The sequence below is a fragment of the Streptomyces nanhaiensis genome (genome assembly GCF_046614825.1).
In the GTDB taxonomy this organism is placed as follows: Bacteria; Actinomycetota; Actinomycetes; order Streptomycetales; family Streptomycetaceae; genus Streptomyces; species Streptomyces radiopugnans.
Genome location: NZ_JBKJFM010000104.1, coordinates 1 through 22684, shown reverse-complemented (window position 1 = coordinate 22684; position 22684 = coordinate 1). Strand labels below are relative to the sequence as shown.

The following is a 22684-nucleotide window of genomic DNA, read 5'->3' as shown; positions in this document are numbered from 1 at the left end:
CGGAAGGGAGCGGGGCCGCCGCCGTGGTGGGAAGGCGCGCCGGGCCCCGCGGGGGCGCCCGCACGGCGTACGGGCGCCCCCGCGGGGCGTGGGGGCCGTCGAGGCCCGGGCCCCGGTCCGGCTGTCAGTCCCGGCCGCGCAGCGAGCGGTAGCGGGCCACCAGGGCCGCCGTGGAGGTGTCCAGCCCCTCCACCTCGGCGCCCTCGGTCAGCGCGGGCTCGATGCGCTTGGCGAGCACCTTGCCGAGCTCCACGCCCCACTGGTCGAAGGAGTCGATGTCCCACACCGCGCCCTGGACGAACACCTTGTGCTCGTAGAGGGCGACCAGCTGCCCCAGCACCGACGGGGTCAGCTCGGAGGCCAGGATCGTCGTCGTCGGGCGGTTGCCGCGGAACGTGCGGTGCGGGACCTGCTCCTCGGCGACCCCCTCGGCGCGGACCTCCTCCTCCGTCTTGCCGAAGGCGAGCGCCTGGCCCTGGGCGAAGAGGTTGGCCATCAGCAGGTCGTGCTGGGCCGCCAGGGCGGGCTCCAGGCCGGCCACGGGCCGGGCGAAGCCGATCAGGTCGGCCGGGATCAGCCTGGTGCCCTGGTGCAGGAGCTGGAAGTAGGCGTGCTGGCCGTTGGTGCCGGGCGTGCCCCACACCACCGGGCCGGTCTGCCAGCTCACCGGCTCGCCCTGCCGGTCCACGGACTTGCCGTTGGACTCCATGTCGAGCTGCTGGAGGTAGGCGGTGAACTTCGACAGGTAGTGGCTGTAGGGCAGCACCGCGTGCGACTGCGCGCCGAAGAAGCCGCCGTACCAGACGCCCAGCAGGCCCAGCAGCAGCGGGGCGTTCTCCTCGGGGGGCGCGGTGCGGAAGTGCTCGTCGACGGTGCGGAAGCCGTCGAGCATCTCGCGGAAGCGGTCCGGGCCGATGGCGATCATGAGCGAGAGGCCGATGGCCGAGTCGTACGAGTAGCGCCCGCCGACCCAGTCCCAGAACTCGAACATGTTCGTGGTGTCGATGCCGAACTCCGCGACCGCCTCGGCGTTCGTCGACAGCGCCACGAAGTGCTTGGCCACCGCCTCCCTCCCCGCGCCCAGACCGGCCAGCAGCCAGTCCCTGGCGGAGGTGGCGTTGGTGATGGTCTCGATCGTGGTGAAGGTCTTGGAGGCGACGACGAACAGCGTCCGGGCCGGGTCCAGTCCCTGCAGGGCCTCGTGCAGGTCCGCGCCGTCCACGTTGGAGACGAAGCGGACGTCCAGCTCCCGGTCGGTGTAGGCGCGCAGCGCCTCGTAGGCCATCGCCGGCCCCAGGTCGGAGCCGCCGATGCCGATGTTGACGACGCTCCTGATGGGAAGCCCGGTGTGCCCGGCCCACTTCCCGGCCCGCACCGCCTCGGCGAAGGCGGACATCCGGTCGAGCACGGCGTGCACGGCGGGGACGACGTTCTCCCCGCCCTCCCCGTCCCCGGCGTCCACCTCGACCACCGCGTCGCGCGGGGCGCGCAGGGCGGTGTGGAGGACGGCCCGGTCCTCGGTGGTGTTGATCCGCTCACCGCGGAACATCGCCTCCCGCAGCCGCGCCACCCCGGCCGCCTCGGCCAGCTCGCGCAGCAGCCGCAGGGTCTCGTCCGTGACGAGGTTCCTGGAGTAGTCCAGGTACAGGTCGCCGACCCGCACGCCGTAGCGCTCGCCGCGCCGCGGATCGGCTGCGAACAGCTCGCGCAGGTGCACCTCCCCCAGCTCCTCGCGGTGCCTGGCCAGCGCCTGCCACTGCGGCATCCGGTCGAGCCTGCCGCGGCCTTCAGCGTTCATCTGGGAAATCAGTCCATTCCTGTCGTACGGACCCCGCCGCGTCCCAACCTAATGGAACGACGGCCCGGCCGCGCGCCCCGTCGGGGCGTACGGCCGGGCCGTCGTGCGCCGTTGTCCGGCGGGTCGACCGGTGTTCAGATCTCCCCGCGGAGCTTGGCCAGCGCCTCGGCGAGGATCGCCTCGCCGTCGGCGTCGCTGCGCCGCTCGCGCACGTACGCGAGGTGGGTCTTGTACGGCTCGGTGCGCGGCGGGTCCGGCGGGTTGTCCCGGTCCTTGCCGGCCGGGAAGCCACAGCGCGGGCAGTCCCAGGTGTCCGGGATCTGCGCGTCGCTGGCGAAGCTGGGTTGGGTCTCGTGCCCGTTGGAGCACCAGAAGGAGATGCGCAGGCGCGGCGCGGACTCGCCTCGCTCGGCCTCCCCCATCGGCCCCGCTCCGACCCGGCTTCCCCGGATCGCGTTGCCACTTGCCACGGTCGTAACTCCCTGCCTTCACGGTGCCGCGGAGCATCGACAGGCCGCTCCGCTGCGGGTGCCCCAGTGTACGTAGGGCCCAACGCGCGTCCACAGACCCGAGTTGCGGCCCCCTTCGGGTCCCGTGGGCGCGAGCCTCATGATAGGCCGGGAACGCGACAGGGCGTCAGAGCGCGGCGGCCGCCGTCGCGTGGCAGGCGTCGCGTGGCAGGCGTCGGCGGGTGTCAGCCGTCGAGCTTCATCAGGATGCCGAGCGCCACGATGATGGCGAACCAGATCAGACCCACCACGACCGTGATGCGGTCGAGGTTGCGCTCGGCGACCGAGGAGCCGCCGACGGAGGACTGCATGCCGCCGCCGAACATGTCGGAGAGGCCGCCGCCCTTCCCCTTGTGCATCAGCACGAGCAGCATCAGCAGCAGGCTGAAGACGATGAGGGCGATGGAGAACCCCAGGATCACGGCTGGACCAACTCTCTCGGACGGATGACGGGAACTGTCGGGACTAGCAAGGGTACGGGGCCGGGAGGCGCTGCGCGTGCTCGCTCCCGGCCCCGACAGGGTACGACGTGGGCGGCCCGCCGTCACTCGTCGGCGGCGGTCGCCGGGGGCCCTACTGGTCGCGGAACCGGACGATCTTCACGAACTCGTCCACGTCCAGCGCGGCCCCGCCCACCAGGGCGCCGTCCACGTCCGGCTGCGCCATGATCGCGGCGACGTTCCCGGACTTCACCGAGCCGCCGTACTGGATACGGACCGCGTCGGCCAGCTCGCGGTCGTACAGCTCGGCCAGGCGGCCGCGGATCGCGCCGCACACCTCCTGGGCGTCCTCGGGGGTGGCGACCTCGCCGGTGCCGATGGCCCACACCGGCTCGTAGGCGATCACGATGCGGGCGGCCTGCTCGGCGGGGATGTCCTTGAGCGCGCCGTCCACCTGGGCGAGGGTGTGGGCGACCTGGTCGCCGGCCTTGCGGACCTCCAGGCCCTCGCCGACGCACAGGATCGGGGTCAGGTCGTGCAGGTAGGCCGCCTTGACCTTGGCGTTGCACAGCTCGTCGGTCTCGCCGTGGTACTGGCGCCGCTCGGAGTGGCCGATGGCCACGTAGGTGCAGTTGAGCTTGGCCAGCATCGCTCCGGAGATCTCACCGGTGTACGCGCCGGAGACGTGCGCCGACAGGTCCTGGGCGCCGTAGCGGATCTTCAGTTTGTCGCCGTCGACCAGGGTCTGCACCGAGCGCAGGTCGGTGAAGGGCGGCAGGACGGCGACCTCGACGGCCTCGTAGTCCTTGTCGTTCAGGGCGAAGGCGAGCTTCTGGACGTGGGCGATGGCCTCCAGGTGGTTGAGGTTCATCTTCCAGTTGCCCGCCATCAGCGGGGTGCGGTTTGCCATCGGTGGGCTGCCTTTCGGTTCACTGCGCCGCGGCGGCGGCTCGTGTCGCTGTCGCCCGCGCGGCGCGGAGGCGCGGGCATCGTGATCACCTGCGGCCCGGCGGCCGCGTGTGCTCCCCCGGTGCGCCGGGCGGACCGGCGCACCGGATCAGTCCTCCAGCGCGGCCAGGCCGGGGAGCGTCTTGCCCTCGAGGTACTCCAGGCTGGCGCCGCCCCCGGTGGAGATGTGGCCGAAGGCCTCCTCGTCGAAGCCCAGGATGCGGACGGCGGCGGCCGAGTCCCCGCCGCCGACCACGGTGAAGGCCGGGCTGTCGATCAGCGCCCGGGCCACGGCCCGGGTGCCGTCGGCGTAGTCCGGGTGCTCGAAGACGCCCATCGGGCCGTTCCAGAAGACGGTGGCCGCGTCCGCGAGCTTGGCGGCGTACAGCTCCTGGCTGCGGGGGCCGATGTCCAGCCCCATCAGGCCGGCCGGGATGGCGTCCGCGGCCACGGTGACGGGCTCGGAGGGCGCCTTGGTCCTCAGGTCCGGGAAGCCGGCGGCGGCCACCACGTCGACGGGGAGGACGAACTCCACGCCGCGCTCCTCGGCGCGCTTGAGGTAGCCCTGGACGGCCGGGATCTGGTCCTCCTGGAGCAGCGAGGCGCCGATCTCGTGCCCCTGGGCCTTCAGGAAGGTGTACGCCATGCCGCCGCCGACGAGGATGCGGTCGGCGCGCTCCAGCAGGTGGTCGATGACGCCGAGCTTGTCGGAGACCTTCGCGCCGCCCAGGACCACGGCGTAGGGGCGCTCGACGTCCTCGGTGAGCTTGCGCAGGACGCCGACCTCGGTGGCGATCAGACCGCCGGCGGCGTGCGGCAGCCGCGCCGGGAGGTCGTAGACGGAGGCGTGGCGGCGGTGCACCGCGCCGAAGCCGTCGCCGACGTAGACGTCGGCGAGGGCCGCCAGGCTGTCGGCGAAGGCGCCGCGCTCGGCGTCGTCCTTGCTGGTCTCGCCGGCGTTGAAGCGCAGGTTCTCCAGAACCGCGACCTGCCCGTCGGCGAGGGCTCCGACGGTGGACTTCGCCGACTCGCCGACGGTGTCGGTGGCGAACGCGACGTCCCTGCCCAGCAGTTCGCCCAGCCGCCCGGCCACGGGGGCGAGGGAGAACTGCGGGTCCGGGGCGCCCTTGGGGCGGCCCAGGTGGGAGGCGACGATCACCCTGGCGCCGGCCTCGGCCAGCCTGCCGATCGTCGGGACGGCGGCGCGGATGCGGCCGTCGTCGGTGATGGTCCCGCCCTCGAGCGGCACGTTCAGATCTGCGCGGACGAAGACCCGCCTGCCCGCGACGCCGAGGTCGTCGATCGTCTTCATGGTGTGGCTCCGTGGTGGTCTGCTCGGTGGTGTGCACGGTCGCCGGCCGTGCGGCCGGTCATCGCGAGGCGGGGCCCGCGGGGCGCGTCATCGCGCCCCGCGAACCCCGCCGCGTCACGTCTCGGCGCTGCTGTCCGGCAGCGTGTCAGAGCCGCTCGCCGACGTAGACCGTCAGGTCCACGAGGCGGTTGGAGTAGCCCCACTCGTTGTCGTACCAGCCGACGACCTTGACCTGCTTGCCCTGGACCATGGTCAGGGAGGAGTCGAAGGTGCAGGAGGCCGGCCAGTTGACGATGTCCGAGGAGACGATCGGGTCCTCGGTGTACTCCAGGACGCCCTTCAGCCGGCCCTCGGCGGCCTTCTGGAAGGCGGCGTTGACCTCGTCCTTGCCGACCTCGCGGTCGAGCTCCAGCACGAGGTCGGTGACCGAGCCGGTCGGGACCGGGACGCGCATGGCGATGCCGTCCAGCTTGCCCTTGAGCTGGGGCAGGACGAGCGCGGTGGCCTTGGCGGCGCCGGTCGAGGTCGGGATGATGTTCTCGGCCGCCGCGCGGGCACGGCGCAGGTCCTTGTGCGGGAAGTCCAGGATGCGCTGGTCGTTGGTGTACGCGTGGACGGTCGTCATCATGCCCTTGACGATGCCGAAGTTCTCGTCCATCACCATGGCCATCGGCGCCACGCAGTTGGTGGTGCAGGAGGCGTTGGAGACGACGTGGTGCTTCTCGGCGTCGTAGGACTCGTGGTTGACGCCCATGACGACGGTGATGTCCTCGTTCTTGGCCGGGGCCGAGATGAGGACCTTCTTCGCGCCCGCCGCCAGGTGCTTGGCGGCGTCCTCGCGCTTGGTGAAGATGCCGGTGGACTCGATGACGATGTCGGCGCCGAGCTCGCCCCACGGAAGGGCGGCCGGGTCGCGCTCGGCCATCGTCCTGAAGGTCTGCCCGCCCACCGTGATGGTGTCGGCGGTGTGGCTGACCTCCTGCTTCAGGCGGCCCAGGATGCTGTCGTACTTCAGCAGGTGGACAAGGGTGGCGTTGTCGGTCAGGTCGTTGACACCGACGATCTCGACGTCCGCGCCCTGCTCCAGGAGGGCGCGGAAGTAGTTCCGTCCGATGCGGCCGAAGCCGTTGATGCCTACGCGGATCGTCACGAACCGATCTCCTCGCTAGGTACGCCGGTGCGGACACCGGCGAAAGCTGTTTGGGATGTCCCCGACCATCTCCGACCCTACCGCGCCGGGTGCTCGCAAGTGACATCGGCCACCCGCCGTGTGCGGTGTGGCGCACCGGTGGCAGGACGTACCCGCGAGGGCGCCGGGCAGACATCCCGGCTGCCCCGGGCGGCGGCCGCGGCCCCGCGGCGAGCGCGGCGCGCGGGGGTGGGCCGGAGGGGCGGCCGGGGCCCGCGAGGCCCGGTCAGCCGACCATCTCCTCCGTCAGGTTCGACTCGGTGCCCGGGATCCCCAGGTCGGCGGCGCGCTTGTCGGCCATGGCCAGCAGCCGCCGGATGCGCCCGGCGACGGCGTCCTTGGTCAGCGGCGGGTCGGCCAGCGCCCCCAGCTCCTCCAGGGACGCCTGCTTGTGCTCCATGCGCAGCCGGCCGGCCGCGGCCAGGTGCTCGGGCACCTCGTCGCCCAGGATCTCCAGCGCGCGCTGCACCCGGGCCCCGGCGGCGACGGCGGCCCGGGCCGAGCGGCGCAGGTTGGCGTCGTCGAAGTTGGCCAGGCGGTTGGCGGTGGCCCGCACCTCGCGGCGCATCCGCCGCTCCTCCCACGCCAGTACGGACTCGTGGGCGCCCAGCCGGGTCAGCAGCGCGCCGATGGCGTCGCCGTCGCGGACGACGACCCGGTCCACACCGCGCACCTCGCGCGCCTTGGCCGCGATCTGCAGGCGGCGGGCGGCGCCGACGAGGGCGAGGGCGGCCTCGGGACCGGGGCAGGTGACCTCCAGGGAGGAGGAGCGCCCGGGCTCGGTGAGCGAGCCGTGCGCCAGGAAGGCGCCGCGCCAGGCGGCCTCGGCGTCGCAGGTGGCCCCGGAGACGACCTGCGGCGGCAGGCCGCGCACCGGGCGGCCGCGGCCGTCGACCAGCCCCGTCTGCCGGGCGAGCTGATCACCGCCCGCCACCACCCGTACGACGTAGCGGCTGCCGCGGCGCAGCCCGCCGGGGGCCATGACCACCAGGTCGGACGCGTGCCCGAAGATCTCCAGGATGTCCTTGCGGAGTCTGCGGGCGGCGATGCCGGTGTCCAGCTCGGCCTCGATCACGATGCGGCCGCTCACCAGGTGCAGTCCGCCGGCGAACCGCAGGATGGAGGAGACCTCCGACTTCCGGCAGCAGGTCCGGGTGACGGGTAGCCGGGAGATCTCGTCCTTCACCGCTGCCGTCATCGCCATGGGCCGATCCTTCCATGCATTCGAAAAATCCGGTCGTACGCGGCGGCCAGCAGCTCCGGGTCGTGCCGGGGGGCTCCTCCCGGGGCGGCCACCGGTGCCAGCTCGACCGTGCCGCCGAGGCGCCGGGCGGCGTCGCGGAGGCCCTCCTCGTCGGGCACGGCGGCCCGGTCGGCCAGCACCACGTCGAAGGCGAGTTTAGGGGCGTGTCGGGCCAAAACCTCCAAATGACGCTGCGGGGAGAAGCCGTCGGTCTCTCCCGGCTGCGGCGCGAGGTTGAGCGAGAGGACACGGCGCGCCCTGGTCTCGGTGAGCGCCTGGAGGAGTTCGGGGACCAGCAGGTGGGGGATGACCGAGGAGAACCACGAGCCGGGGCCGAGCACCACCCAGTCCGCGTCGAGGACCGCCTCGACGGCCTCGGGGACGGCGGGCGGGTCGTGCGGGACGAGGTGCACCTGCTGCACCTCGCCGGGGGTGAGGGCGACGGTGGCCTGGCCCCGGACGGTGGTGACCTCCCGCGGGCGGGCCGGGTCGTGGCCCCGCACCAGGGCCCGCAGCTCCAGCGGGACGGCGGACATCGGCAGCACCCGGCCGTGCGCGCCCAGCAGCCTGCCCACCAGGTCCAGCGCCTGGACGTGGTCGCCGAGCTGCTCCCACAGGGCGACGATCAGCAGGTTGCCCACCGCGTGCCCGTGCAGGTCCCCCCTGCTGACGAAGCGGTGCTGGATGACCCGGGCCCAGGTCTGGCCCCACTCGTCGTCGCCGCACAGCGCGGCCAGGGCCTTGCGCAGGTCGCCGGGGGGCAGGACGCCCAGTTCGTCGCGGAGCCGCCCGCTGGAGCCCCCGTCGTCGGCGACGGTGACCACGGCGGTCAGGTCGCGGGTGATCCGGCGCAGCGCGGCCAGCGAGGCGGACAGGCCCATGCCGCCGCCGAGGGCCACCACCTTCGGGGTCCCGCCGCGGGCCCTGCGGGTGGTGCCCAGGCGCCGCAGTCTGCGGGTGCGGACGGTCACTCGCGTCCCATGTCCCGGTGCACGACGACGGTCTCGACGCCCTCCGCGGCCAGCCGGGCGGCCAGCTTCTCGGACATGGCCACGCTGCGGTGCTTGCCGCCGGTGCAGCCGACCGCGACGGTCACGTAGCGCTTGCCCTCGCGGCGGTAGCCGGCGGCGATGAGCTGGAGCAGTTCGGCGTAGCGGTCCAGGAACTCCTTGGCGCCGGGCTGGTTGAAGACGTACTGGGCGACCTCCTCGTTGAGGCCGGTGTACGGCCGCAGCCCCGGCACCCAGTGCGGGTTGGGCAGGAAGCGGCAGTCGACGACGAGGTCGGCGTCGACGGGGAGGCCGTACTTGTAGCCGAAGGACATCACCGTCGCCCGCAGTTCGGGCTCCTCCTCGCCGGCGAACTGGGCGTCGAGCTTGGCCCGCAGCTCGTGGACGTTGAGGGCGGAGGTGTCGATGACCAGGTCGGCGTCGCCGCGCAGCTCGCGCAGCAGGTCGCGCTCGGCGGCGATGCCGTCCACGATGCGCCCGTCGCCCTGGAGCGGGTGGGGGCGGCGCACCGATTCGAAGCGGCGCACCAGGGCGTCGTCGGACGCCTCGAGGAAGACGATCCGGCGGGTGACGTTCTTGGCGTCGAGGTCGGCGAGGGACTCGCGCAGGTTGTCGAAGAAGCGGCGGCCGCGGACGTCGACGACGACGGCGATCTTCGCCACGTTGCCCTGCGAGCGGGCGCCGAGGTCGACCATGGTCGGGATCAGGGCGGGCGGCAGGTTGTCCACCACGAACCAGCCCAAGTCCTCCAGGCACTTGGCGGCGGTGCTCCGTCCGGCGCCGGACATGCCGGAGATGATCACCAGTTCGGGGATGGCGGCGACGCCGTCGCCTCCGTTCCCCGCGGTGTCCGCCACCGCGCCCGTACCCGTGCCCACCTGCGCTCCGTCTCCCGTGTGCTCGTTCATCGCGCTCTCCCCCGCCCACCTGTGGCGTTCCGCCTGTCGATCACCGGTGCCCTACCGGTCTTCCCGGTCTTCCAGGATCTCACCCGTGGCGGTGTTCACCGCCGGAGCGGCCGGGGCCGCCTGTGCCAGGGCCGCGGCGACGGCCTCGGCGGTCTTGCGTCCGACGCCCGGGACCTCGCAGATCTGCTCGACGGTGGCGGCGCGCAGCCGCTTGACCGAGCCGAAGTGCTTGACCAGGGCCTGCTTGCGTGCCTCCCCGAGGCCGTGGACGGCGTCCAGCGGGCTCGCCTTCATCGCCCGCGACCGCTTGCCGCGCTGGTAGCGGATGGCGAAGCGGTGCGCCTCGTCGCGGACCCGCTGGAGCATGTACAGGCCCTCGCTGGTCCGGGGCAGGACCACCGGGTCGTCCTCGCCCGGCAGCCACACCTCCTCCAGGCGCTTGGCCAGCCCGCACACGGCCACGTCGTCGATCCCCAGCTCGTCCAGGGCCCGCCGCGCGGCGGCGACCTGCGGCTGCCCGCCGTCGACCACGACCAGCTGCGGCGGGTAGGCGAACTTCGGCGGCCGGTTCCCGCCCCGCTCCTCGGCCGGGGCCGGCCCGTCCGGTCCGTCCGGCCCGTCCCCGAGCCCTCCGGCCCCGGGGCCCTCCGTTCCGGGTCCCTCGTCCCCGGGGGCCTCCCCGGTGGCCCACTCGCCGGTGCGCTGCCTCTCCTGGAGGTAGCGGCGGAAGCGGCGGGACACCACCTCGTGCATGGAGCGGACGTCGTCCTGGCCGGCGAAGCCCCTGATCTGGAAGCGGCGGTACTCGCTCTTGCGTGCCAGACCGTCCTCGAAGACCACCATCGAGGCCACCACGTCCTCGCCCTGGAGGTGGGAGACGTCGAAGCACTCGATGCGCAGCGGGGCCGAGTCCAGCCCGAGGGCCTCGGCGATCTCCTCCAGCGCGCGGGAGCGGGTGGTCAGGTCGGAGGCGCGCTTGGTCTTGTGCAGGGCCAGGGCCTGCTGGGCGTTGCGCCGCACCGTCTCCATCAGGGCGCGCTTGTCGCCGCGCCGCGGCACGCGCAGGTCCACGGCCGCGCCGCGCCGGCCCGCCAGCCACTCCGTGAGCGGCTCCACCGGGTCGGGCAGGGCGGGGACCAGGACCTCCCTGGGGACGGCGTCGCCGCTCTCCTCGCCGTAGAGCTGCTGGAGGGCGTGCTCGACCAGGCCGGCGGCGGTGACCTCCTCCACCTTGTCGGTGACCCAGCCGCGCTGGCCGCGCACCCGGCCGCCGCGGACGTGGAAGATCTGGACGGCCGCCTCCAGTTCGTCCTCGGCGACCGCGACCAGGTCGGCGTCGGTGGCGTCGGTCAGGACGACGGCGTTCTTCTCCATCGCCCGCCTCAGCGCCTCCATGTCGTCGCGCAGCCGTGCGGCCCTCTCGTACTCCATCTCCTCGGCGGCCCGGTGCATCTCCTGCTCCAGGCGGCGCAGGTGGGCGCCCGTGCGCCCGGCCATGAAGTCGCAGAACTCCTCGGCCAGCCGCCGGTGCTCCTCGGCGTCGACCCGGCCGACGCAGGGCGCCGAGCACTTGCCGATGTAGCCGAGCAGGCAGGGGCGGCCGATCTGGGCGGAGCGCCTGAAGACCCCGGCCGAGCAGGTGCGCACCGGGAAGACGCGCAGCATCAGGTCGACGGTCTCGCGGATCGCCCAGGCGTGCGCGTACGGCCCGAAGTAGCGCACGCCCTTCTTCCTGGGCCCGCGCATCACCTGCACGCGCGGGAACTCCTCGTTCATCGTCACCGCGAGGGAGGGGTAGCTCTTGTCGTCGCGGTACTTGACGTTGAAGCGCGGGTCGAACTCCTTGATCCAGGAGTACTCCAGCTGGAGCGCCTCGACCTCGGTGGAGACCACCGTCCACTCCACGGAGGCGGCCGTGGTGACCATGGTGCGGGTGCGCGGATGGAGGCCCGCCAGGTCCTGGAAGTAGTTGGCCAGGCGCTGGCGCAGGCTCTTCGCCTTCCCGACGTAGATCACCCGGCCGTGTTCGTCGCGGAACTTGTAGACCCCCGGGGAGTCGGGGATCTCTCCAGGCCTGGGGCGGTAGCTGGAGGGGTCTGCCATGGCGCCCACCTTACTGGCGGCGCACGACACGCAGGGCCGCCGGCGGCGGCGCGCCCCGCCGCCGCACGCCGCGCGGGGCCCGTCACCAGCCGCGCTCGCGCCACTCCGCCAGGTGCGGGCGCTCGGCGCCCAGGGTGGTGTCGGCGCCGTGGCCGGGGTAGACCCAGGTCTCGTCGGGGAGCTCGCCGAAGAGCTTGGCCTCCACGTCGTCCAGCAGGGCGGTGAACGCCTCGGCGTCGCCGTGGGTGTTGCCGACGCCGCCGGGGAAGAGGCAGTCGCCGGTGAACAGGTGCGGATGGCCGTGGGGGTCGTCGTAGACCAGGGCGATGGAGCCGGGGGTGTGACCCCTCAGGTGGCGGGCGGTGAGCGTGATGCGGCCGACGGTCACGGCGTCGCCGTCCTCCAGGGGCACGTCGGTGGGCACCGGGATGCCCTCGGCGTCGTAGCGCCCGGCGTAGGTGCGCGCGTCGGTGGCCTGGACGACGGTGTCGAGCGCCTGCCAGTGGTCGCCGTGCCGGTGGGTGGTGACGACCGCGCCGATGCCGTCCTCGCCGATGAGGCTCAGCAGGGTGTCGGGCTCGTTGGCCGCGTCGATCATGAGCTGTTCGCCGGTGGCGCGGCAGCGCAGCAGGTAGGCGTTGTTCTCCATGGGGCCGACCGCGACCTTGGAGATCACCAGGTCGGTCAGCTCGTGGACGTCCGGCGGACCGCCTACCGCGACTTTTCCTGTGTACGGCATGGGTTCTGCGACTCCTTCCGGGAGGGGGGCGCGGGCGGCGATCAGTGTGTCAGAGGGGCGGCAGCGCGGGCAGGACCGCTGCGGAAGCGGTGAGCCCGGTGCCGTCGGTGCGGCCCGTGAGCCAGCCGACGAGCGCGGTGGGCGGGCCGGCGACGGTCACCGCCTCCTCCCCCCGCCCGGCCTCCCGGCCCGTGCGCAGGACCCGGCCGTCCTCCACCCTCATCTCCACGGGTTCCACCCCGGGGTGCCCCGCGAACCGCCTGGCCATGTTCTCCAGCTCGCGGTCGGTGAAGGAGGCGGGCATGTCCCCCAGGCCGTAGCCGATGCCGAGGTCGACGTGGTGCAGCTCGACCTCGATCCGGCGGCGGAAGGGGAGGGAGGAGGCGAGGTCGGTGACGCCGTTGCGCAGTTCGACGGTGGCGCCCCACTGCTCGCCGGTGAGCCCGGCCATCGCCTCGTCCAGGCGGGCGGCGCTGGTGCGCAGGTCCTCCAGCTGGACCGCCAGGGGGCGGGGGGCGTCGCGCTCGATGTCGGCCTCGCGGGCCTCGGCGCTGAGGTACATGGGGCGGCCGGCCAGCACGTTGACCAGGGCGTCGGCGTTGCGGGCGAGGTGGGCGAGGACATGGCCGCGGGTCCAGCCCGGCAGCTTCGAGGGGGCGGCCAGGGCGGCGTCGTCCAGCTTCCGCAGGGCGGTCAGGAGGCGGTCGGTGGACTCCCGCAGGGCGGCGGTGTCGGCGACCGGATCGGCGGCGGGGCCGGCGGGGCCGGCGGCAGGCACAGTCATGATCCAAAGCTATCCCGACCACTCCTTCGGGTGAAGGAGGAGAGGAAGACCCGTAAATCGAATGCACGTGCTATAAGCTCGCGATGCGCCCCGGGCACGACACCACGGCGGCGCTACCCCATACCCTTGGGCAGGGGCTCCGGGCAGGCGTCCGGCCCCTACATCCCACACGAAAGGTGCCAATCGGCGTGGCCGACCGTCTCATCGTCCGTGGGGCTCGCGAGCACAATCTCAAGAACGTCTCGCTCGACCTCCCCCGCGACTCCCTCATCGTCTTCACCGGGCTGTCGGGGTCGGGCAAGTCCTCGCTCGCCTTCGACACCATCTTCGCCGAGGGGCAGCGTCGCTACGTGGAGTCGCTGTCCTCCTACGCCCGGCAGTTCCTGGGACAGATGGACAAGCCGGACGTGGACTTCATCGAGGGACTGTCCCCGGCGGTCTCCATCGACCAGAAGTCCACCTCCCGCAACCCCCGCTCGACGGTCGGCACCATCACGGAGGTCTACGACTACCTGCGGCTGCTGTTCGCGCGGGTCGGCAAGCCGCACTGCCCCGAGTGCGGGCGCCCGATCGCCCGGCAGTCCCCGCAGGCGATCGTGGACAAGGTGCTCTCGCTGACGGAGGGCAGCCGCTTCCAGGTCCTCTCCCCGCTGGTGCGCCAGCGCAAGGGCGAGTTCACCGACCTCTTCGCCGAGCTGCAGACCAAGGGCTACAGCCGCGCCCGGGTGGACGGCACCACGGTCCAGCTCTCCGACCCGCCGAAGCTGAAGAAGCAGGAGAAGCACACCATCGAGGTGGTCGTCGACCGCCTGACGGTCAAGGAGAGCGCCAAGCGGCGGCTGACCGACTCCGTCGAGACCGCGCTCGGCCTGTCCGGCGGCATGGTGATCCTCGACTTCGTCGACCTGGACGAGGACGACCCGCAGCGCGAGCGGATGTACTCCGAGCACCTGTACTGCCCCTACGACGACCTGTCGTTCGAGGAGCTGGAGCCGCGCTCGTTCTCCTTCAACTCCCCCTTCGGCGCCTGCCCGGAGTGCAGCGGCATCGGCACCCGCATGGAGGTGGACCCGGAGCTGGTCGTCCCCGACCCGGACAAGTCGCTGGACGAGGGCGCGATCCACCCCTGGTCGCACGGCCACAGCAAGGAGTACTTCGGGCGGCTGATCGGCGCCCTGGCCGACGCGCTCGGGTTCCGCACCGACATCCCCTTCAGCGGCCTGCCGCAGCGCGCGAGGAAGGCCCTGCTCAACGGCCACCGGACGCAGATCGAGGTCCGCTACCGCAACCGCTACGGGCGGGAGCGGTCGTACACCACGGCGTTCGAGGGCGCGGTCCCCTTCGTGCGGCGGCGGCACTCGGAGGCGGAGACGGACTCCAGCCGGGAGCGCTTCGAGGGCTACATGCGCGAGGTGCCCTGCCCCTCCTGCGAGGGCACGCGGCTCAAGCCGATCGTCCTGGCCGTGACGGTGCAGGGGAAGTCGATCGCGGAGATCTCCGCGATGTCGATCAGCGAGTGCGCCGACTTCCTGAGCGCCATGGAGCTCAGCGAGCGCGAGAAGGCCATCGCCGAGCGGGTTCTGAAGGAGGTCAACGAGCGGCTGCGGTTCCTGGTCGACGTCGGCCTGGACTACCTCTCCCTCAACCGCGCCGCCGGGACGCTCTCGGGCGGCGAGGCGCAGCGCATCCGGCTGGCGACCCAGATCGGCTCCGGCCTGGTGGGCGTGCTCTACGTGCTGGACGAGCCGTCCATCGGCCTGCACCAGCGCGACAACCACCGGCTGATCGAGACCCTGGTGCGGCTGCGGGACATGGGCAACACCCTGATCGTCGTCGAGCACGACGAGGACACCATCAAGACCTCCGACTGGGTGGTGGACATCGGTCCGGGCGCGGGCGAGCACGGCGGCGAGGTGGTGCACAGCGGTCCGCTGAAGGAACTGCTGGCCAACGAGGAGTCGGTGACCGGGCAGTACCTGTCGGGGCGGAGGGCCATCCCGACCCCGGAGAAGCGCCGCCCGGTGGACCGCAAGCGGGTGCTGACCGTCCGCGGCGCCAAGGAGAACAACCTGCGCAACATCGACGTGTCGTTCCCGCTGGGGGTGTTCACCGCGGTCACGGGCGTCTCCGGCTCGGGCAAGTCCACCCTGGTCAACGACATCCTCTACACCCACCTGGCCCGCGAGCTGAACGGCGCGAAGTCGGTGCCGGGGCGGCATGTGCGGGTGGAGGGCGACGAGAACGTGGACAAGGTCGTGCACGTCGACCAGTCCCCCATCGGCCGTACCCCCCGCTCCAATCCGGCCACGTACACGGGCGTCTTCGACCATGTGCGCCGGCTGTTCGCGGAGACGACGGAGGCGAAGGTCCGCGGCTACCTGCCGGGGCGCTTCTCCTTCAACGTCAAGGGCGGCCGCTGCGAGAACTGCTCCGGCGACGGCACGATCAAGATCGAGATGAACTTCCTGCCGGACGTGTACGTGCCGTGCGAGGTCTGCCACGGCGCGCGCTACAACCGGGAGACCCTGGAGGTGCACTACAAGGGCAAGTCCATCGCCGAGGTGCTGGACATGCCGATCGAGGAGGCGCTGGGGTTCTTCGAGGCGGTGCCCGCCATCGCCCGCCACCTGCGCACCCTCAACGACGTCGGTCTGGGCTACGTGCGGCTCGGCCAGCCCGCCACCACCCTCTCCGGCGGCGAGGCGCAGCGCGTGAAGCTCGCCTCGGAGCTCCAGAAGCGCTCCACCGGCCGTACGGTCTACGTCCTGGACGAGCCGACCACCGGTCTGCACTTCGAGGACATCAGCAAACTGATCGAGGTGCTGTCCGGGCTGGTGGACAAGGGCAACACGGTGATCGTCATCGAGCACAACCTCGATGTGGTCAAGACGGCGGACTGGGTCGTGGACATGGGCCCGGAGGGCGGCAGCGGCGGCGGCGCGGTCGTCGCCCAGGGCACCCCGGAGCAGGTCGCGGTGGTGCCGGAGAGCCACACCGGCAAGTTCCTCCAGGACGTCCTGCCGCTGAGGCCGTGAGCGGCCGAGAGGAGAACACGACCATGAGCGACAGCTCTCCCGGCTCCCCCGGCCGCCGTACCGTGCTGTGCGGCGTGGCCCTCACCGGGGCCGCGGGTCTCGGCCTGACCGCCTGCTCCGGCGGGAGCGGCGGGCGGGCCCCGGCGGTCCCGACCGCACCCGTGGACCTCGGCGCGGCCGACGCCGTACCGGTGGGCGGCGCCCGGCTGTACCGCGAGAAGAGACTGGTGGTCTCGCAGCCCTCCGAGGGCGAGTACAGGGCGTTCAGCGCGGTGTGCACCCACGCGGGCTGCGTGCTGACCTCGGTGAAGGAACTGGAGGCCGACTGCACCTGTCACGGCAGCCTCTTCGACACCACCAGCGGCGAGGTGCTGGCCGGTCCGGCGGGCGCGCCGCTGCCCTCGGTCCCGGTCAGGGTGGAGGACGGCAGACTCGTCGCCGGTCCCGGCGACTGAACACAGACGGTCCCGGCGACTGAACACAGACGGTCCCGGCGACTGAACACAGCCGGCCCCGGCGACTGAACACAGCCGGCCCCGGCTACCGGCGGCCCGCCCCCGCTGCGCTTCCACGCGTTCCCCGTGCGTCCGTTCGGTCCAACGGACGCACGGGGAACGCGTGTTGTTCCGGCGGTGTTCGCGCACGCCCTCTGGTGTAGACCGGTCGGCCTTGCCACCCTGTGGCGCTGGACGCGCAAAAAGCGCGCTCCCTCGCAGCGTCTGTGGGTGATGTCGTGTCACGAAGGTCGCAGAGCAGAAGATCCTCCGGACGGGCCTCGGTGTGCCTCGCCGCCCTCCTCGCGTTCGGGCTGGGATCGGCGCCACCGGTCGCCGCCGTCCCCGTAACCCCCGCCTCGCCCTCCCCGCCCGTACGCACCGCCACCACCGCCGGCACCACCACCGCCGGCATGGAGCTGTCCCGCACCGTACGGCCCGTGGCGCCCGGCACCACACTGACCTCGTTCGACCGGCTGGAGCCGGACAAGTGGCTGCGCGCCGACGCCCTCAGCGTCGATCTCGGCGGCGGCGCGCAGGTCGACTACCTGTCGGCGGGCACCGTCTCCGACCGCGCCACCGTCTCCGAACTGGCCACGGCGCACGACCCCGGCCCCGGGCGCCGCACCGTCGCCGCCTTCAACGCAGACTTCTTCGACATCAACGAAACCGGCGCCCCGCTCGGTCCGGGCCTGGACGACGGCGAGATCACCCACTCCCCCGCCCCCGGCGTCCATGAGGCGGCCGGTTTCGGCGCGGACGGCGCGGGCCGCATCCTCGGCCTGTACTTCGAGGGGACCCTCACCCTGCCCGGCGGGACCGAGCCGCTGGCCGCGTACAACGCCGCGAACGTCCCCGCCGACGGCATCGGCGCCTACGACGCCCGGTGGGGCCCGGCCGACCGCGCCCTGGCCGTGGACGGCGCGTCGCAGGTCGCCGAGGTCACCGTCGCCGCCGGCCGGGTCACCGGCGTGGACGACTCCCCCGGAGACGGACCGGTCCCCGAGGGCACGACCGTGCTGCTCGGCCGGGACGCGGGTGCGAAGGCCCTGGCCGCGCTGGCTCCGGGGGACGCGGTGAGCTGGGAGTACGGGCTGCGTACCGACGGGGGCGAGACGCCTCGCACCGCGGTCGGCGGCCGCGGCGTACTGGTCGAGGACGGCGAACCGCGGAACTGGGACGGACGGCCCAACAACACCGCCGCGCCCCGCACCGCCGTGGGCTTCTCCCGGGACGGCTCCACGATGCACGTGCTGACCGTGGACGGCCGCCAGGCGGCGTCCGGCGGCGTCACCCTCACCGAACTGGCGCTGATGATGGACGAGTTGGGCGCCCACAACGCGCTCAACCTCGACGGCGGCGGCTCCTCGACGCTGGTCGCCCGCGAGCCCGGCTCGGACACCCCGCAGGTGGAGAACAGCCCCTCCGACGGCTCCGAGCGGGAGGTCCCCAACGGTCTGGCCGTCACCGCCACCGACGGCAGCGGAAGCCTGGAGGGCTTCTGGGTGGAGACCGTCGCGGAACCGGCCGAGGCCCCCTCTGCGGACAATGTGCCCGGCGGCCATCCGGAGCGGGTCTTCCCCGGTCTGACCCGCGCGCTCACCGCGGCGGGGCACGACGAGACGTACGGCCCGGCGGACGGCCCGGCCGACGGCCCGGCGGCACGCCCGGCACGCCCGGCACGCCCGGCACGCCCGGACGCCCGCTGGCACAGTTCCCGCCCCGAGGTCGGCCGGGTGGACGGCGACGGCGTCTTCCACGCCCGCGCGTCCGGTACGGCCGATGTCGTCGCGCGCCGCGGCCACGCCCGCGGCTCCACCACCCTGACGGTGCTGGGCCCGCTGGAGCGGATCGCCCCGTCCCGGGAGCGGGTCGGGCTCCCCGGCCCCGGCGTCGAGGCGCACTTCGGATTCACCGGCTTCGACGCCGAGGGACGCAGCGCCCCCGTGGAGCCGTCGGACGTGGCGCTCGACTACGACCGCTCGCTCTTCCGCATCGACCCCGACCCGGCGCGCGGCGGCTTCACCGTCGCCGCCACCGACGGCACCGAGTCCGCCTCCGGGCTGGTCAGGGCGACCGTCGCGGGGAAGAAGACGGTCCTGGCCGTCACCGTGGGCCTGACGGACCGCACGGTGGCGCACTTCGACGACGCCGGGCAGTGGACCTTCAGCGCCGCACGCGCCTCCGGTTCCCTGGCCGCCGATCCCGCCGGGCACGACGGCACCGGGCTGCGGATGGAGTACGACTTCACGCAGTCCACCGCGACCCGCGCGGCCTACGCCAACCCCCCGCTGCGGATCCCCGTCCCCGGCCAGCCCCAGAGCTTCACCCTGTGGCTCAGGGGCGACGGACACGGCGCCTGGCCCTCGCTCCACCTCACCGACGCCGCCGGCACCTCGCAGATACTGCGCGGCCCGCACGTCACCTGGACCGGCTGGCGGCAGATCACCTTCGAGGTGCCCGAGGGCGTCGCCCATCCGCTGGAGGTCCGGCGGTTCTACCTGGCCGAGACCCGGCCCGGCGAGCTGTACCGCGGCGAGGTCGTCCTGGACGGGCTGACCGCCCGGACCCCGCCGGACGTCGCCCTGCCGGCCGCCGGCCCCCACCGGGACCCGCTGATCTCGACGGCCGCCGGCACGGCCGGGCGCGACTGGCGGTTCGCGGTGGTCTCCGACGCCCAGTTCGTCGCCCGCGATCCGGACGGCGAGGCGGTGCGCAAGGCCCGGCGCACCCTGCGGGAGGTGAGGGCGGCCCGGCCCGACTTCGCCGTGGTGAACGGGGACTGGGTGGACGAGGGCTCGCCCGGGGACCTCGCCTTCGCCCGGCGGGTGCTCGACGAGGAGCTGGGCGACGAGGTGCCCTGGTACTACGTGCCGGGCAACCACGAGGTGATGGGCGGTTCCATCGGGAACTTCCGCGCTGAGTTCGGCGACGCCCACCGCTCCTTCGACCACGAGGGCACGCGCTTCATCACCCTCGACACCTCCTCGCTGACCCTGCGCGGCGGCGGCTGGGAGCAGATCCGGATGCTGCGGGAGCGGCTGGACGCCGCCGCGCGGGACGAGGGGATCGGCTCGGTCGTGGTGCTGGCGCACGTACCGCCGCGCGATCCGACCCCGCAGCAGGGCAGCCGGCTGACCGACCGGCTGGAGGCGGACCTCCTGGAGGACTGGCTCGGCGACTTCCGCCGCCGCACCGGCAAGGGTGCGGCGTTCATCGGGGCGCACGCCGGTGTCTTCCACGCCTCCCGGGTGGACGGCGTGCCGTACCTGGTCAACGGCAACGCGGGCAAGGCGCCGGCCGCGCCCGCGGGCGAGGGCGGCTTCAGCGGCTGGTCGCTGGTCGGGGTCGACAAGGGCTCCGGCCGGGACTGGATCTCGGTCCAGACCCGCGCCCATGTGGACGGGCTCTCGCTGACCGCGCCCGGTTCCGTGGCGGCGGGCGGCGCGCCGGGCAGGGTCTTCGCGGCGGTCGTCCAGGGCGGCGGGAGCTCGGCGCGTACGGTGCCGGTGGGCTGGCCGCTGAGCGCGGACTGGACCGGCTCGCGGGGCCTGTGCACCGGGGACGCGGAGCGGGCGCGGGCCCGGGCGGGCTGCGTCGCCCACCTCGACCCGGTGGCCGGGACCCTGACGGGGCTGCGGCCGGGAACGGTGACCGTGGCGGTGTCCGTCAGCGGTGAGCGGCGGGAGCAGCGGGTCGCGGTGGTGCGGTGACGCGCGGCGGCGGTACGGCCGGGCGCGGGGCCCGGCCGTACCGCCGCTTCGGGAGGGCCTGCTCAGTCGCGCGGCGCGGCCTGCTCCTCCTCGCGCAGCAGCTTCCGGGAAGCGCGCAGGCTGGTGATCGTCGTGACGACCAGGACACCGCAGATGACGGCCAGCGACACCGGGGTGGAGATCTCCGGGACGTGCACGCCCTGCTCGTGGAGGGCGTGCAGCACCAGCTTGACGCCGATGAATCCGAGGATGATCGACAGCCCGTAGGACAGGTGGACCAGCCTCTTGAGCAGTCCGCCGATGAGGAAGTAGAGCTGGCGCAGGCCCATCAGGGCGAAGGCGTTGGCGGTGAAGACGATGTACGGGTCCTGGGTCAGACCGAAGATCGCCGGGATGGAGTCCAGGGCGAACAGCAGGTCGGTGCTGCCGATGGCCAGCATGACGATCAGCATCGGCGTCATCAGCCGCTTGCCGTTCTCGACCACGAACAGCTTGGTGCCGTGGTACTGGGAGGTGGAGGGGAAGCGCCGCTCGACCATCTTCAGCAGGCGGTTCTCCTCGTACGCCTCGTCCTCGTGCCCCTCGGCCTCGGCGCGGGCCTCGCGCACCAGCTTCCAGGCCGTCCAGATGAGGAAGCCGCCGAAGATGAAGAAGATCCAGGAGAAGGCGGAGATCAGCGCGGCGCCGGCCGCGATGAAGATCGCGCGCATCACCAGTGCGATGAGCACTCCGATCATCAGCACGCGCTGCTGGTAGATGCTGGGCACCGCGAACTTCGCCATGATCAGGACGAAGACGAAGAGGTTGTCGACGCTGAGCGACTTCTCGGTGATGTAGCCCGCGGCGAACTCGCTCGCCGCCCGCCCCTCCCCGGCGGCGTACAGCCCGATGCCGAACAGGATCGCCAGGACGACCCAGACGATCGTCCAGGTACCGGCCTCCTTGATGGAGACCTCGTGCGGCTTGCGTCCGCCGATGAAGAAGTCGACGGCGATGAGGGCGCACAGACCGACGATGGTCAGCACCCAGGTGGTCGTGGAAACATCCATACGGGAATCCTCCGGCTCCGGTTGCCGGAGGTCTCCTCCGCCCGGGACCCGACGGGTCCGCGGGCCGACGCCCCGGGACCGGTCACACCCGGCCCGTACTGACGGGAACGCCGCACACGGGAGTACTCCCCTCCGCTCAAGGAAGAGTAAAGCAGAGCCAAGGAAAGGCAAAGCCGGGGGTCTTCGAAGCCCGCCCCGTCAGCGGCCGTACCTCCGGCGGGCCTCGGCCACCTGCCCCAGCACCCTGGGCAGGATCCGGCTGCCCCCGGGCACCAGGGGCGGCTCGTACGTCCACGCGTGGCCGACCCAGGGGTCGGCGAGGTGGTCGTCGGACACGGGGGTGATCCTCAGCAGCGACCGCCACAGCGGATCGAGCACCGGGCCGTACTCCCGCGCCTCCTCCCGGTCGGCGACCATCATCAGGTGGACCCCGACGGACGGCCCCTCGTCCGCGAGGTAGCGCAGCCCGGTGACGGCGCGGTCGTCGAAGCCGTGCGGGAAGTCGTGGACGATCAGCAGCTGCTCGGCGGTGTCCACGTCCGGCGGGAGCGCGTCGGTGGCGCCGGTGCGCACCGCCATCTGCACCAGGTCGACACGGCGGGTCAGCCCGGCGAGCACCGAGGCGACCCCCTGCGGGCCCGTGGCGGGCGGCTCGCGCAGCGCTCCGGACTCCGACAGCGGGGCCAGGGCGGGCGCGGCGGCGCCGGTGGGGTCGAGCGCGTGCACGGTGAAGTCGCCGACCGGGTGGACGGCCAGCAGCCGGCCTGCGACGGCGGTGGCCAGCTCGCCCGCCAGGCGGCGCGTCTCGTGCGGGTCGGCCGTGAGGGAGGCAGCCGAACGGGTGCGCCCGGCGTCGATCCACAGCCCGCGCTCCAGCGGCAGCCGCACCAGCATGGGGATGCGCAGGCCGCTGTGCTCGGGAAGGCCGAGATCGCCCAGGCGCACCGCCATCGGTGTCTCCATGGGCACCTGGTACGTGTGCCAGACGGGGCTGTCCCAGCGGGCGAAGGCGGGCGGCAGGGCCGGCTCGACGACCTCGGACTCGGCGGTGAGCTGGGCGAGATCGCGCTCGAGGGCGGCCCGGGCCCGGTCGGCGAGCTGGGCGTGGCGCTCCCGGGCGCGGGCGCGGGCCGTGTCCGCGGCGGCGCCGATCCGCGAGCGCGGGTCGGCCAGCGCCTTGTCCAGCTCCTGTTCCAGGCGGGAGTCGGCGAAGTCGACCGCGCTGCGGTAGGCGGCGGTGGTGCGGGCCAGATCCTCGAACATGCCCCAGACCTGGTTGTAGAGCCGCTCCTCCATGCTCCAGCCCGCGGCGTCGCCCGCGACGGGCTGACCGGGCTGAGCGGGCGGCGGGGGCGGAGGAGAGGGCGCGGCCGCCGTACGGGCCGCTCGGCGGGGGTGGCGGTAGTCCAC

The 22684-nt window shown here is 73.1% G+C and carries 16 protein-coding genes and 1 pseudogene; 3 read left to right on the top strand and 14 right to left on the bottom strand.

What is annotated here, in order from left to right; genetic code table 11:
• Positions 1 to 124: 124 nt before the first annotated feature.
• The 12 genes from pgi to ACLIYP_RS20730 all read right to left on the bottom strand — a co-directional run bounded on the left by pgi (position 125) and on the right by ACLIYP_RS20730 (position 12983).
• Positions 125 to 1798 (bottom strand): glucose-6-phosphate isomerase, encoded by a 1674-nt coding sequence (gene pgi / locus ACLIYP_RS20785; RefSeq protein WP_412714634.1) that lies wholly within the window; start codon positions 1796 to 1798, stop codon positions 125 to 127.
• Between the two features lie 134 nt (positions 1799 to 1932).
• Positions 1933 to 2268, bottom strand: a complete 336-nt coding sequence (locus ACLIYP_RS20780; protein WP_076971064.1) for an RNA polymerase-binding protein RbpA — start codon at positions 2266 to 2268, stop codon at positions 1933 to 1935.
• Between the two features lie 224 nt (positions 2269 to 2492).
• Positions 2493 to 2729: a preprotein translocase subunit SecG gene (gene secG, locus ACLIYP_RS20775; RefSeq protein WP_093655373.1), complete on the bottom strand. Its 237-nt coding sequence runs from the start codon at positions 2727 to 2729 to the stop codon at positions 2493 to 2495.
• Positions 2730 to 2880: 151 nt separating this feature from the next.
• Positions 2881 to 3657, bottom strand: coding sequence for a triose-phosphate isomerase (gene tpiA, locus ACLIYP_RS20770; protein WP_412714633.1), 777 nt, complete (start codon positions 3655 to 3657; stop codon positions 2881 to 2883).
• Positions 3658 to 3804: 147 nt separating this feature from the next.
• Complete coding sequence (locus ACLIYP_RS20765) at positions 3805 to 5007, bottom strand: phosphoglycerate kinase (protein WP_412714632.1); 1203 nt, start codon at positions 5005 to 5007, stop codon at positions 3805 to 3807.
• A gap of 145 nt (positions 5008 to 5152) precedes the next feature.
• Positions 5153 to 6157, bottom strand: a complete 1005-nt coding sequence (gene gap, locus ACLIYP_RS20760) for a type I glyceraldehyde-3-phosphate dehydrogenase (protein ID WP_093655368.1) — start codon at positions 6155 to 6157, stop codon at positions 5153 to 5155.
• A gap of 265 nt (positions 6158 to 6422) precedes the next feature.
• Complete coding sequence (gene whiA / locus ACLIYP_RS20755; RefSeq protein WP_093655366.1) at positions 6423 to 7400, bottom strand: DNA-binding protein WhiA; 978 nt, start codon at positions 7398 to 7400, stop codon at positions 6423 to 6425.
• Complete coding sequence (locus ACLIYP_RS20750; RefSeq protein ID WP_412714631.1) at positions 7391 to 8410, bottom strand: gluconeogenesis factor YvcK family protein; 1020 nt, start codon at positions 8408 to 8410, stop codon at positions 7391 to 7393. Before ACLIYP_RS20750 ends, whiA begins: the two co-directional genes overlap by 10 nt.
• Positions 8407 to 9357: an RNase adapter RapZ gene (gene rapZ / locus ACLIYP_RS20745; protein WP_412714630.1), complete on the bottom strand. Its 951-nt coding sequence runs from the start codon at positions 9355 to 9357 to the stop codon at positions 8407 to 8409. Before rapZ ends, ACLIYP_RS20750 begins: the two co-directional genes overlap by 4 nt.
• Positions 9358 to 9408: 51 nt before the next feature.
• On the bottom strand, positions 9409 to 11460 hold the full coding sequence (gene uvrC / locus ACLIYP_RS20740) for an excinuclease ABC subunit UvrC (protein WP_412714629.1): 2052 nt from the start codon (positions 11458 to 11460) through the stop codon (positions 9409 to 9411).
• 82 nt (positions 11461 to 11542) lie between these two features.
• Positions 11543 to 12199, bottom strand: coding sequence for an MBL fold metallo-hydrolase (locus ACLIYP_RS20735; protein WP_412714628.1), 657 nt, complete (start codon positions 12197 to 12199; stop codon positions 11543 to 11545).
• A gap of 49 nt (positions 12200 to 12248) precedes the next feature.
• The gene (locus ACLIYP_RS20730) at positions 12249 to 12983 is read right to left on the bottom strand and encodes a maleylpyruvate isomerase family mycothiol-dependent enzyme (protein WP_412714627.1); all 735 of its coding nucleotides are present in this window, start codon (positions 12981 to 12983) and stop codon (positions 12249 to 12251) included.
• Positions 12984 to 13171: 188 nt separating this feature from the next.
• On the opposite strand from ACLIYP_RS20730, the gene uvrA reads away from it, so the two are divergent.
• The 3 genes from uvrA (at position 13172) to ACLIYP_RS20715 (ending at position 20225) form a co-directional block, all read left to right on the top strand.
• Positions 13172 to 16018, top strand: coding sequence for an excinuclease ABC subunit UvrA (uvrA, locus tag ACLIYP_RS20725; RefSeq protein WP_412714626.1), 2847 nt, complete (start codon positions 13172 to 13174; stop codon positions 16016 to 16018).
• Positions 16019 to 16041: 23 nt separating this feature from the next.
• The gene (locus ACLIYP_RS20720) at positions 16042 to 16473 is read left to right on the top strand and encodes a Rieske (2Fe-2S) protein (RefSeq protein WP_412714625.1); all 432 of its coding nucleotides are present in this window, start codon (positions 16042 to 16044) and stop codon (positions 16471 to 16473) included.
• A 452-nt stretch (positions 16474 to 16925) separates the two neighbouring features.
• On the top strand, positions 16926 to 20225 hold the full coding sequence (locus tag ACLIYP_RS20715; protein WP_412714635.1) for a phosphodiester glycosidase family protein: 3300 nt from the start codon (positions 16926 to 16928) through the stop codon (positions 20223 to 20225).
• Between the two features lie 62 nt (positions 20226 to 20287).
• Here ACLIYP_RS20715 and ACLIYP_RS20710 read toward each other — a convergent pair whose 3' ends face one another.
• Both ACLIYP_RS20710 and ACLIYP_RS20705 read right to left on the bottom strand, forming a co-directional pair.
• Positions 20288 to 21274 (bottom strand): TerC family protein, encoded by a 987-nt coding sequence (locus ACLIYP_RS20710; RefSeq protein ID WP_412714624.1) that lies wholly within the window; start codon positions 21272 to 21274, stop codon positions 20288 to 20290.
• A gap of 198 nt (positions 21275 to 21472) precedes the next feature.
• Positions 21473 to 22684: pseudogene (locus tag ACLIYP_RS20705) on the bottom strand (TerD family protein); the annotation flags it as partial.